Here is a 13,658-nt window from a genome sequence, read left to right as displayed (position 1 = left end):
TAAATCTCATTCAGCTTGCTGTATGAATTTCCCTCATGTACACTACAAAACAAATTATACTATGAAAAAAAAGTCCATTCTTACTGCACTGGTCCTACTGATCGTTCAGGCAACATCAGTGCTTCATGCACAACAGCTTAATCCTGTCGGAATATGCTATGTAGAAGTGAATAACAACAACATACTGAATGCAGGCTCCTATACGTTGCAGAATACCAACAGACAGTTGTTTGATGTGGCTATTATTTTTGCGGCCAATATCAATTATGATGTATCAAAAAACAGAGCGTACATTTCCAATAACAACAATGTAACAAAAGTTCTGAACGACGTAAATACTTACGTAAAACCTTTACAGCAGAAGGGGATGAAAGTATTACTGGATCTTTTAGGAAATCACCAGGGAGCCGGAATTTCCAATTTCCCGAATCGGGAAGCAGCCCGTGATTTTGCATTACAGATTGCACATACGGTATATACCTATGGTTTGGATGGAGTAGACCTGGATGACGAATATGCCGGTTATGGAAACAATGGAACAGGACAGCCTAATAACAGTTCTTTTGTAATGCTTTTGCAGGAGCTAAAGGCTGCAATGCCTGATAAACTGATCACGTTTTATTATATCGGTCCTGCTACCACCAGACAGAGCTACAATGGTGATGCAGCCGGGAATTATATCGACTACAGCTGGAACGCCTACTATGGAACGTACAATGCTCCTGTAGTACCACCTCTTACCAATACCAAGCTTTCTGCAGCTGCAATATGGGTAAATAATACTACAACTTCTGTACTTGCAAGTTCGGCGACCAGTACGAAAAATGACGGGTATGGTGTATTTATGTGGTACGATCTTAATGGAGCCAATAACGCCAGCTACTTAAGTACCGGATCCAATATTCTTTACAACGAAAATACATTACTTACCGGACAGCTCTATTCATGGACTCAGGGAGATACCTGCGATCCACCTTTGGGACTGGAAGTAACCAATACCACAGGAGTTTCTGCCAAATTAAACTGGACTGCCAGTGGCTCCCAAACCTATAATATTGATTATAAGCCAGCTAATTCAACCATCTGGACGAACGTTGCCAATAATTACACCGGAAGCAATATTACGATCAACAACTTAACTCAGAATACAGATTATGACTGGAGAATACAGTCAAATTGCTCTGCAACCATAAAAAGCACCTACCTGTTTGCGCCTCGTTTCAATTCCGGCAGTACATGTGGAACGCCATCCGGCTTGAAGTCTGAAAGCTATCTGGGAACAACAACAAAAGTATCGTGGGATGCAGTAGGAACTGCAACTTCATACACGTTGCAATATAAAACAGCTGCAGCAACTGCATGGACTGAGGTTCAGAACATTACCACCAATTCTTATACGCTGCCTGCTTTAACAGAAAATACAAATTATGTATGGAAAGTACAGACCGTATGCGGCTTAACAAATACCAGTGTATATTCCGGTGAAACACCATTTAACAGTGGATTTGCTCCGGTTCAGAGTCCTGGTGCAAGATCTCTTTCTTTCAACGGAAGCACCCAATATCTGAATGCCGGACAGTTTAACCTTAGCGGAAATGCGGTAACGCTTGAAGGATGGGTAAAAGTCAATGCATTCAAGACTGCTTTTCCTTATATTTCATCTGTAATGGGTATTGAAGTAGGCGACAATAATTCTGCAATGCTAAGATTTGGAGATGGAAATTTAGCCAATAACAAATTACAGTTTATATTAAGCTTTGGGTCTGCCCAGGTGAAGCTTAACAGCGTTTCAGCGCTAAGTACGAATACATGGTATCACATCGCTGCTACTTACGATGGTTCTTCCATGAAGATCTATATCAACGGAGCGCTTGATGCAAGTGCGACAGCTTCAGGGAATTTTACAGCAAATGGAATTATGTATCTGGCCAGAAATTATGATAATACCCGTACCCTTAATGGATTCTTAGATGAATTCCGAGTATGGAAAAGAGCATTAACCGCTACAGAAATTCTTGCCAACAATTGTAATGTTCCGGCCAATGCATCAAACCTTGAAGCCAACTGGAAAATGAACGAAGGAAGTGGAAACGGAGCGTTGGATGCTACAGCCAATACACACTTTGCCACCCTGGTCAGTATGACCAATACAAACTGGAAAACAGATGTAGGTTGTGCGGTATCATTATCAACAAAAGAGGTTGCATCTGAAAAAGGAAGTGTAAATACCATATATCCAAACCCTGTTAAAAAAGGAAATGATATTCATTTTACCATCAATGACCGCTCTGCCAGCGAAATCGTATTGTATGATATGGCAGGAAAAGTAATAGTAACGCAAAAAATTGATAAAGATCATATGGTTATCAATACCCAGAACTTATCTTCAGGAACCTATATCTATACCATTAGCTCAAAAGACAGAAAAATTCAGTCTTCAGGGAAAGTGATCGTAGAATAAAAACTTAATCCTCAAGGAAAATATAAAAAGTAAAAATTAAATTAGAGGATTTTATGATGGGCAGACAGAGAGCAGATTTGCTTTCTTGTCTGTCTGTTTTTTAGATTAAATAATAATGTAAGAAAATAAAGTAAAAGGATATGCAAAATATAGTAGGAATAGACATTGGCGGTTCGCATATTACTATGGCCCAGGTGGATCCGGAGAAGCGTGAAATTATTACTTCTACCTATGTAAGGGAACATGTAGATTCCTTTGGTGCTAAAGAAAGTATCTTTTCCGCCTGGATCTCTGCTATTGACAAAGCGACCCACGATTTGATTAAAAAAGATCTTTTGATCGGTATAGCGATGCCCGGACCTTTTGATTATGAAAAGGGAATTTCACTTATACAGCAGGGAAAATTCATCGATATCTATCAGGTCAATATAAAAGAAGAATTGGCAAAAAGGCTTTCCATTTCGGCTGATCAGATTCATTTTCTGAATGATGCTGGCGCTTTTCTCGAAGGAGAAGTTTTCGGAGGCTGTGTACAGGATTACAACCGCATTTTTGGGGTAACATTGGGAACAGGTCTGGGATCAGCTTTTTATAATGGAAACACCGCATCCGATGAAGATCTGTGGGATTCTCCTTTTAAAGATTCCATCTGCGAAGATTATCTCGCAACACGCTGGTTTGCCAATTATTATCATACATTAACCGGTGAGAAGATATCCGGAACAAAAGACCTATTGGATAAACCTCAGGAAATTCAAACCAGAATATTTGATGAGTATGCAGATTCCTTTGCAGAATTCATCGTGAAATATGTAAAGAACTACGAACCAGAAGTTTTAGTCATAGGCGGGAATATCGCGAAAGTATATCCTTATTTTAAAAAGAGATTAAATCAGCATTTAACAGAACATAAAATTAACCTTCCTATTAAAATTTCTGCTATTTTTGAAGATGCTGCTATTCTCGGTGCTGCAGGCTATGCCTTGAAAAAAGCCCAAATCAATTTAACAAAATAGATACCATGAAGTTTTTATTTTCAACCCTTTTTATTGCCTTACATATCTTTGCATTTGGCCAGGAAACGGCTCTTGCAGATTATGTAAATCCTTTAATGGGAACCCAGTCTAAACCTTCCTTATCCAACGGAAATACCTATCCAGCCATAGGACTTCCCTGGGGAATGAACCTTTGGACTCCGCAAACCGGAAAAATGGGTGACGGATGGGCTTACACTTACGATGCAGACAAAATAAAAGGCTTTAAACAGACCCACCAGCCATCCCCATGGATGAATGATTACGGCGCTTTTGCCATTATGCCGGGAGTGGGTAAACTAAAATTTAAAGAAGAAGAGCGTGCAAGCTGGTTCAGCCATAAAGCTGAAAATGCAAAACCGTACAGCTACAGTGTGTATCTGGCAGATATCAATGTGACAACAGAACTTACCCCAACAGAAAGAGCTGCTTTTTTCAAATTTGATTTCCCTAAAACAGACAGTGCATATATTGTTATTGATGCCTTAAACAAAGGCTCTTATATTAAAATTCTTCCCAAAGAAAGAAAGATCCTGGGGTATACGACCAAATATTCCAGAGGGAAGTATGACAACTTTAAAAACTATTTTGTCATTCAGTTTGATAAAGATTTCGACCTGACGACTACCTGGAAGGACAGTGTCTTTGTAAAAAATCAGTTAGAAATTACCAGCGATCATGCAGGAGCAATTGTTTGTTTTAAATTGAAAAACAAAGAAAGCGTGTATGCGAGAACAGCCTCCTCATTCATCAGTTTCGAACAGGCAGAACTCAATCTGAAAAGAGAAATCGGAAGCAGAAATTTCGAACAGGTAAAAACAGATGCTAAAAATATCTGGAATAAAACTCTGGGAAGAATCGAAGTAAAAGGAGGAACCGACCAGCAAATAAGAACATTTTATTCCTCTTTGTACCGAACTTTATTTTTCCCTCAGAAATTATACGAAATCGATGCCCAGAACACAATAAAGCACTGGAGTCCTTATAACGGAAAGATCATTGATGGGAAAATGTTTGCGGGCACCGGATTTTGGGACACATTCCGTGCGCTGTATCCTTTCCTGAATCTTGTATATCCAAGCATCAATGTTGAAATGCAGGAAGGATTGGTTAATGCCTATAAAGAAGGAGGATTTCTTCCGGAATGGAGCAGTCCCGGGTATTCCGATATTATGATTGGAAATAATTCAGCTGCAGTAGTGGCAGATGCCTACATCAAAGGACTTCGCGGATACGATGTGGAAACCCTCTGGCAGGCCGTAAAGCATGGCGCCAATAACGAAGGTCCGATTGATGCCGTCGGCCGTAGAGGAGTACAGTATTATAATACCTTAGGTTATGTTCCTTACGATGTCAAGATCAATGAGAATGCCGCCAGAACGTTGGAATATGCTTATGATGATTTTGCTATTTATCAATTGGGAAAAGCTTTGGGAAAACCTGCCTCAGAAATTGATATTTATAAAAAAAGAGCGTACAACTATAAAAATGTATTTGATCCGGAAACAGGTCTGATGCGCGGGAAAAATAAAGACGGGAAATTCCAGTCGCCATTCAATCCGTTTAAATGGGGTGATGCCTTTACAGAAGGAAACAGCTGGCATTATACCTGGTCCGTTTTCCAGGATATTGAAGGTTTATCTAAATTAATGGGCGGTAAAAAGAAGTTCGAAGCCAAACTGGATGAGGTTTTTTCCCTTCCACCGGTTTTTGATGACAGCTATTATGGAAGTGTGATTCACGAAATCCGTGAAATGCAGATCATGAATATGGGACAGTATGCCCACGGAAACCAGCCGATCCAGCATATGATTTACCTGTACAACTATGCCGGGGCACCTTATAAAACTCAGTACTGGGCACGGCAGGTGATGGATAAGCTTTATTTCGCAACACCGGACGGATACTGCGGTGATGAAGATAACGGACAGACGTCTGCCTGGTATGTATTCTCAGCCTTAGGATTTTATCCGGTAACACCGGCAACGGATCAGTATGTACTGGGAGCACCGCTTTTCAAAGAAGCTGTAATCCATTTGGAAAACGGTAAGAAAATTGAGATCAAAGCACCGGAAAACAGTGCTGAAAACCTATATGTAAAATCATTAAACGTAAACTTTCGGTCTTACCCAAAAAACTGGTTGAGTCATAAAGAATTAATGAACGGAGCCGTGCTGGAATTTAAGATGGACAATAAGCCTGATAAAGAAAGAGGCTCACAGGAAAAAGATTTTCCATATTCGATGTCAAAAGAATAATTACCCATAACTTTAAATAGAAATACAACTGTATGAGCGCAGAAAAAAAAGAAATATTTGATAAAGTAGAGAAAATGCTGACAGCTCAGGGCTTTACCCTCTCTGCAAAAGATGATACAAGACCCTGGGGCGGTTTTTTTGTGATAGATGAAAATCAGGCACAGGATTTTGCCAATCAGTATTTTGAAGGAATTGATGTGGAAAGTTTAAAAATAGGCGGAAAACTGAGTCCTAAGATTCTAATCGTTGCCCCACAAACCAGATTGAGCTGGCAGTATCATCATAGAAGAGCCGAAATCTGGCAGGTGGTAGAAGGTACAGTAGGAATTAAAACCAGTACTACCGATGAAGAAGGAGAACTGAAAGAATATTACCCGAAAGATCAGATCAAACTTCAGCAGGGAGAGAGACACCGGCTGATTGGTTTAGCTGGCTGGGGCGTAGTAGCCGAAATCTGGCAGCATACCGATGCCTCTAATCCATCCGATGAAGATGATATTGTGAGAGTGCAGGATGATTTCGGAAGATAAGTCTAAAATAGCTGGATCTGTCTCTCTGTGTGATTTCTCCTCCTTAGAGAAGGATGGATAGCATTTTAAAGATTAAATCGTATGAAAAAATATATAGTATCCTTTTGTATAGGTATCCTGTTTGTAGTAATTACTAAGGGGCAGTCCCTTTCGTCTCCGAATGGGCAATTAAAACTGAATTTTAAAATTGAAGGAGAAGGAACTCCATATTATTCTTTAAATTATAAAGATAAAAACGTTTTAAAAGATAGTAAACTGGGGTTTGTTGTAAAACCTGCTGATTCTTATGCCTCTGATTTTAAAATAGATGCTTTTGATCACTCTTCTTTTAATGAAAAATGGGAGCCGGTTTGGGGTCCAAACAAAGAAGTTGCTAATCATTACAATGAAATGCTTGTACACTTAGTGCAAAATAAAACTGGCTGGAAACTTAACATTAGGTTTAGGCTTTTTGATGACGGCTTGGGTTTTCGGTATGAATTTCCGGTTCAATCAGAGTTAAGACATTTTACGATAAAGGATGAAGTTACCAGTTTTAATTTTGGAAAAGATTATAAAGCCTTTTGGATTCCTGCAGATTATGATACAAACGAATTTCCTGTGACGACCTCTAAATTATCCGAAATTTCTAAATTAATAGATGAAGCTCGAAAAGAACCGTTGGCCGCAAAAGCTCCAAGTGCTACTCTCGCAGTGCAGACCCCGCTGATGCTAAAATCACAAGATGGGATCTATATCAATATTCACGAAGCAGCTTTAGTCAATTTCCCCGCAATGACACTTGATGTTGATGAGAAAAATTTTATTTTGTCTTCTAATTTGACGCCAGATAGAAACGGAGATAAAGGCTTCATTCAGACGGGATCTGTAAGTCCATGGCGTACATTGATTATCAGTGATGATGCGAGAGAAATTTTGTCTTCTAATCTTATCATTAACCTTAATGAGCCAAGCAAAATAGAAGATACCTCGTGGATAAAACCTGCCAAATATATTGGAGTTTGGTGGGAATATTTTACAGGAGGTGGCTCTACCTGGGCTTATTCCGATAATCAGGATATTAGAATTGGTGAAACAGATTATAATACTCTAAAACCGAATGGCAGACACGGAGCCAATACAAAACACGTAAAAGAATATATTGATTTTGCTGCAGAAAATGGATTTGATGCTGTTTTGGTAGAAGGTTGGAATGAAGGCTGGGAAGATAATCAGGCATACAGGAAAGAACATATATACAGCTTTATAAAAGCATATCCGGATTTTGATGTAGAAGAACTTCATGCCTATGCAAAAAGTAAAAAAATAAAAATCATCATGCATCACGAAACAACATCTTCTGCTGTTGATTATGAACGACAGCTTCAAAAGAGCTTCCAATTTATGAAAGATAATGGCTATGATGCCGTGAAGACAGGATATGTGGGGCCCATCATTCCCAGAAGTGAATACCATGACAGTCAATGGATGGTGAACCACTATAAGTATGTTGTAGAAACAGCTGCCCAATATCATATTATGGTCAATTCACACGAAGCCGTACGACCAACCGGACTGCATAGAACTTTTCCAAATTGGATTGCTCAGGAGTCTGCCCGGGGAACAGAATTCGAATCTTTTAACGGGAACCGACAGGATCATACAACAATATTGCCTTTCACCCGGCTGATAGGCGGTCCAATGGATTATACTCCGGGTATATTTGAGGGAGATTTATCTGTTTATGGTAATAATAAAGCAAAATTAAGTACAACACTCACTAAACAATTGGCATTATATATCACCATGTACAGCCCCCTCCAAATGGCTGCAGATTTAATTGAGAATTACAAAAAATATCCTGATGCTTTCCAGTTTATCAAAGATGTGGCGGTCGATTGGGATACTTCATATATTCTTGAGGCAGAACCAGGGGATTATCTGACTATCGCAAGAAAAGCGAAGAATAAGAAAGAATGGTTTGTTGGGAGTATCACCGATGAAAATTCAAGAGAAGCTAGTGTCAATTTATCATTTTTACCAAAAGGAGAAAAATTTGAAGCTATTATTTATAAAGACGGGAAAAATGCAAGCTGGAATCATAACCCTAAAAGCTACGAAATTTCTAAACAGCAGGTCACTTCAGGGAATACATTAAAAATAAAGGTAGCCCCCGGAGGTGGGTTCGCTATAAGCATAAAATTTTTAAAATAATGCAAAAACGACTTATTACTTTTGCGGCTTTGTGTATAGGTATTTAAACAGAATCAAATCGATGCTAAACAGTTATTTTGCATTCGTATAAACCTATAAGGAAGACAACATGGTAAGAGTACTCGACGATTTCGGAAGATAAAATTATAAGCAAAAAAAAAGACTGTCTCGAAAAAACAGTCTCTTTTTTTGTCAAATAACCTATAAACCAAGTTAACTTCTTTAATGCATTTGTGTTTTTGAATTATAAAGAAGCTCTTGAGGCTATCTGTCCATCGATATTTTATTTCATCATTTTGTTTCTAGTAAAATTTCTCATTGGGAATAAATCAATATCCTTATTGGTTAATTTTACTGGTACAAAATAACAACATTCCTAAATAAGATTCCCTATAAATATCATCGATATATATCGATGATTCATAGATGTTTATCGATATAAATTATTTCTTTACCTATGTTTTAATCAACTCAATTTTTAGTATACATCATCAACTTTGCTGACAAAAAATAAAAGTAATTTTAGAATACAATGATTAGAAGGTCACATCCAGACCCACATAGAAATTAGCTTTCATAATAGGCGCATACACCATCCCGCCATCAAAATAATTTCCAAAAGGATTTCTGAAATCAACAATTGCATTCTTCTGATAATAAGAAGTAAGGTTTTCACCGCCTGCGTAAGCCCTTATTTTTTTATTGAAATTTCTTGAGATCTGAGCATTCAAAACCGCATATGATTCTGAGTAGGAAGGAAGTTGAAATTCCGCCGGATTGCTTGAAGTATTGGGCAATCTTTGCTTTCCTACCCAATTTAGGGTCGTATCAAAGCTCCAGAATCCTTCATGTGTATTTTTGTTGGTAGCATACCCCAGATTCACAAAACCCCTGTGTTTTGCCATGAAAGGGATTTCTCTTCTTCCATCAAGATAATCAGCCTGCACATCATAATATTTGTAGGCTAATCTTACGTCAAAATTTTTGAAAGGCATAAAATCCCATTGCGTCTGAAATGAATTCGCAAAAGACTTTCCTTCTAAATTATAAAAAGTAAGCTCTTGTGGAGATCGGTCCAGATCAACCAATACCTGATCCTGGAAATCTGTTCTGAAAAAATCGGCAACGATGCTGGATTTTCTTCCGAACAATTTAAATTCCTGTTGCATGCTCGCACCATAATTCCATGCGATCTCCGGTTTCAGACCATAGATGTTTCCACCGTTCTGTAGAATCTGAATACTTCGGTTGGAAGCAAAATACTGCTGGTTTTCCGCAAAAACATTAGCCGTTCTGAATCCTCTTCCGGCAGAAAGTCTTAAGATGGTCTTCGGAGTGAAGTCATACTTGAAATTCAGCCTTGGCGTAAACTGCGTTCCTGCAAGATTATGAAAATCGGCTCTGGCACCTGCTACCAAGGTATATTTCAATCCTGTTAACGTATATTCTGCAAATACTCCCGGAACAATTTCATTTCTTTTAAAATGATCTATTAAATATGTTTCATCATATCCGTCATACATGAAACTGGCTCCGGCTTTGTATTTATGGTTGGTATTTCCGATAATACTTTCAAAAATCAAATTGGAATAATACGTCTGCTGCTTTCCGAAATAATTTCTCAACCCGAAAAAACTGTCCTGCTGGTGGTACACATACTGGTTCATCCAGCCTAAGCTCTGATAAGGCTTTCCTTTAAAAACATAACCCGTTTTATTCCATACCTGAAATCTTGAGATATCAATTCCTACACCATACGCAGGCTGCTCGTTCTGAGCAATATTTTTGTCGAAAGCCGTTTGTCCGGCTGTCCTGTTGTCTTTAACGAAATTAATTCCGAAATGAGAACCAAATCCCGATTTTTCAAGATCATTATAGTTCAGTAAATACCCCACATTGATTTGCGTGCCTTTGGGACGATCCAGAAAACCGTCGTGATTCATATCCGTATTTCCGAACGTTCCGTTTCCGTGAAGTAAAAATGTCTGAGACCATTTTTCATTAATAGGGGCAACGCTGGTGACGTTAGCTTCCGCTCTTCCATTAAAATCTGAAAAAAGATTTAATGAAGTTTCAGGCGTTGCGGGATCCTTTAAAAGCTCCGTGTTAATCTGTCCCGTAATACTTTCATAACCGTTAGTCACCGTACTTCCCCCTTTGGTAAGCTGGATACTTTCAATCCATCTTCCGGGAATAAAATTGAGTCCGTAAGCAGAAGCCAATCCTCTGATTTCAGGAAGCTGTTCTTTTGTAAGGCTGGTATATTTTTGGTCCAGACCCAGCATTTTTAGCTGTTTGGTGCCCGTAACAGCATTACTGAAAGAAACATCTACTGTCGCATTGGTTTCAAAGCTTTCAGACAAATTACAACATGCTGCTTTTAACAGTTCCTTCTTGTCAATATTAAATACAAGGCCTGCTTCTTTTTTACTTAAAGCGGTGGCTGCTTTTGAAGCGGTAACCACAACTCCTTCAATGTTTTTTTGATGAGTTTCCCCATTGGATTCTGATGAATGACCTTCGTGGTTTCCATGATTTTCACTTTCTTCAAAGTGAACCTTAGGATTGCTTGCTCCCAATGGGATTTCTCTGTCATACAGGCAACATTCTGGAAGCGCTTTATAAACACGGTTCGAAGACTTGTATTTTTCGTTATCGTGTCCTACCTCTGCTATTTTCTGTAAAATCTTGTCTGCTGAAGTTTTTGAAGGATCAAAATTCAGGATAACGGACTGTTTTTCTGCGCTCCATTCTGCAGAATTGGCTCCAGCATCTTTTGCTGCTGTTTCAATTCTTGCTTTACATGAACTGCAATTGCCTTTTACATAAAATTCGTTTTCTTTTTTATGGTCATGCTGATGATCACTTACTTCAGCTTTTGTTTCAGATTGCTGTGCATCTCTTTCATAATGGCAGCATCCCGGAAGACTTTCATAGGTTGCATCTGACGTTTTGAATTTTTCATTATCATGGCCTGCTTCAGCTACTTTCTTCAGGATTTCATCCGGAGAAACAGAGGGTTCAGTTTCTAAAGTAAGCGTTTGAAGGTCAATAGAGTATCGTGCTGATGTTGCACCTGCTTTCTTTGCGGTAGTTTCTATTCTCTCTTTACACATTTCACAGTTTCCCTTTACGCGGAACTGATTTTTGGAGATATTTTGAGCAAATGTAAAAGAGGTGAATAATAGGAATACACCAAGTACCAACTTGGAAATATATAATTTCATTTTGTTTAAGTTTAAATTAATTGAAAATCAGTTCATTACTTTATAAATGAACCGTCTGATAATACAATTAACCTAATTTAGGCGGCTGCCAGATTTCTTTTAAACTATCTGAAATGTAAGGATCAGCATATTGAAACTGTCCGTTTTTGTTAAGGCTGAGATTCAAAAACTCTAAAGAGATCAGGTTTTTTGAAGAGGCTATTTCCAGAAATGGAGCACAAGCAACACAAAAGGTACAGCAGTCGTCATTACACGATGATTTACTGTCTTTAGAATGCTTGTCCTTGGAAGATGTACTGTGATTCTTACAGCAGCTTTTAGATTCTTTTTTGCAGCAGGTTTCCTGTGAAGCCTGCGCATAGAAATTATCCTTAGGAATCAAAAAGATCCCTAAACAGAATAATATTGTCAAAATCTGAAATAGCTTCACAGCTGCAAAATTACAAAAATTATGGGAATGGATCACCAACTTTTAAGCTGCAGTCGTGAAAAGGTTCCCCATGAGCTGGATTAAGCTTAGGTTTTTCGCCACTTGCCAATGTTTGCTGAGAGACAGGAACCGGTGCGGGAACATTCTGTTGAGCTGGTGCCGCAGCAGGCTGTGGTGCAGGCTTACTGCTTAAGGGCTGCCCTACAGGAATATCACAACGGTGTCCGGGTTGTCCGTGAGGAGGATTCATTCCCGGCGCTGTTTTTACCTGCTTTCCGTTATTATCAATCATGATTTTTCCGGGAGATACGGCATTGGGATCGATCTGAATGGTATTATTGCCATTGACTGTAATATTTTGTGCTGCAGGAGCTGCAATTTGACCATTCAAAGGCTGTCCTACAGGAATATCACATCGGTGGCCTGGCTGTCCGTGAGGAGGGTTCATCCCGGGAGCTGTGGCTGCAGGAGCTGGAGAAACGGTATTGGTTATTCCGGCCTGATCCATAAGAGATGCTTTGGGAGCATTGTTAACCGCCATTCCCGGCTGGGCTGTCCCTGCTTCTTCTTTTAGATAAGTTGCTCTTTCATCTTTTTTACAGGAAACTATAAGTATTGAAATGGCCATCAAGCCAAAGAATGTATTCTTCATATCCATAGGTATGAAACAAAATTAGCAAAACATTTTGAATTGTTTTGCTAATTTTATATTTATAATCCGGTTTTGGGATTAATTTTTAACCAAAAGTCTGAATCCTTCACCGTGAACGTTGATGATTTCCAATCCTTCATCATCTTTCAATAGCTTACGAAGTTTGGCAATATAAACGTCCATACTTCTCGCGGTAAAGTAGTTTTCTTTTTTCCAGATTTTTCTTAGGGCAAGATCTCTCGGCATGAAATCATTTCTGTGGATACAAAGAAGTTTTAACAGCTCATTTTCTTTTGGAGAAAGTTTGTATTCTTTATCACCTACTTTCAGTTGTCTCAGCATAGAATCAAAGAAGATATTGCTGATTTTGAACTGCTCCTGCTCTTCATTTTCCAGGGTAGAGCTTCTTTGAAGAATTGCTTTTATTTTATATAACAACAATTCAGTATCAAACGGTTTAGTGATGTAGTCATCTGCCCCTAACTGGTATCCTTTCAGGATATCTTCCCTCATATTTCTTGCGGTAAGGAAGATAATAGGAGTATTTTTATCGATTTTCTTCACATCTTCTGCTAACGAAAATCCATCTTTTTTCGGCATCATCACATCAAAAATGCAGATGTCGAATTCATTTTCAGTAAACTCTTTCAATCCTTGTTCACCATCCGTAGCAAGGGTAACTTCAAAGTTATTTATCGTTAAGTAATCCTTCAGCACTGCTCCGAAACTCTGGTCGTCTTCTACTAATAATATCCTGTTGCTCATAGTTGTAAATATTAATAATTAATAGTGTAGAATGAGCTTCCTCACTCTTTTACTTCTTATATTTTGTTATTGGTTCTTATTGTTGTATAAATTGATTAAAATCTGTTA

The 13,658-nt window shown here is 38.6% G+C and carries 9 protein-coding genes; 5 read left to right on the top strand and 4 right to left on the bottom strand.

What is annotated here, in order from left to right; genetic code table 11:
- Positions 1-61: 61 nt before the first annotated feature.
- The 5 genes from IW15_RS21835 to IW15_RS00970 all read left to right on the top strand — a co-directional run bounded on the left by IW15_RS21835 (position 62) and on the right by IW15_RS00970 (position 8,476).
- Positions 62-2,461, top strand: coding sequence for an endo-beta-N-acetylglucosaminidase H (locus IW15_RS21835; RefSeq protein ID WP_131368445.1), 2,400 nt, complete (start codon positions 62-64; stop codon positions 2,459-2,461).
- Positions 2,462-2,601: 140 nt separating this feature from the next.
- The gene (locus tag IW15_RS00985) at positions 2,602-3,477 is read left to right on the top strand and encodes an ROK family protein (protein ID WP_034708552.1); all 876 of its coding nucleotides are present in this window, start codon (positions 2,602-2,604) and stop codon (positions 3,475-3,477) included.
- A 5-nt stretch (positions 3,478-3,482) separates the two neighbouring features.
- Positions 3,483-5,753, top strand: coding sequence for a GH92 family glycosyl hydrolase (locus IW15_RS00980; RefSeq protein WP_051881678.1), 2,271 nt, complete (start codon positions 3,483-3,485; stop codon positions 5,751-5,753).
- A gap of 32 nt (positions 5,754-5,785) precedes the next feature.
- Positions 5,786-6,283: a cupin domain-containing protein gene (locus tag IW15_RS00975; protein ID WP_034708550.1), complete on the top strand. Its 498-nt coding sequence runs from the start codon at positions 5,786-5,788 to the stop codon at positions 6,281-6,283.
- Positions 6,284-6,364: 81 nt separating this feature from the next.
- Positions 6,365-8,476 carry a glycoside hydrolase family 97 protein gene (locus IW15_RS00970; protein ID WP_034708549.1) on the top strand — a complete coding sequence of 704 codons (2,112 nt, stop codon included), beginning with the start codon at positions 6,365-6,367 and terminating at the stop codon, positions 8,474-8,476.
- Between the two features lie 536 nt (positions 8,477-9,012).
- On the opposite strand, the gene IW15_RS00965 is transcribed toward IW15_RS00970, so the two are convergent.
- The 4 genes from IW15_RS00965 to IW15_RS00950 form a co-directional block, all read right to left on the bottom strand.
- The gene (locus tag IW15_RS00965) at positions 9,013-11,703 is read right to left on the bottom strand and encodes a TonB-dependent receptor domain-containing protein (protein ID WP_034708548.1); all 2,691 of its coding nucleotides are present in this window, start codon (positions 11,701-11,703) and stop codon (positions 9,013-9,015) included.
- A gap of 67 nt (positions 11,704-11,770) precedes the next feature.
- Positions 11,771-12,115, bottom strand: coding sequence for a hypothetical protein (locus IW15_RS00960; protein WP_228384289.1), 345 nt, complete (start codon positions 12,113-12,115; stop codon positions 11,771-11,773).
- 37 nt (positions 12,116-12,152) lie between these two features.
- Positions 12,153-12,785, bottom strand: coding sequence for a hypothetical protein (locus IW15_RS00955; RefSeq protein ID WP_228384288.1), 633 nt, complete (start codon positions 12,783-12,785; stop codon positions 12,153-12,155).
- A 78-nt stretch (positions 12,786-12,863) separates the two neighbouring features.
- The gene (locus IW15_RS00950; RefSeq protein WP_002982671.1) at positions 12,864-13,550 is read right to left on the bottom strand and encodes a response regulator transcription factor; all 687 of its coding nucleotides are present in this window, start codon (positions 13,548-13,550) and stop codon (positions 12,864-12,866) included.
- Positions 13,551-13,658: the final 108 nt, after the last annotated feature.

The organism is Chryseobacterium soli (genome assembly GCF_000737705.1).
Lineage (GTDB): Bacteria > Bacteroidota > Bacteroidia > Flavobacteriales > Weeksellaceae > Chryseobacterium > Chryseobacterium soli.
The sequence above is the reverse complement of the archived record's forward strand: the minus strand, read 5'-3'. Positions and strand labels throughout refer to the sequence as shown.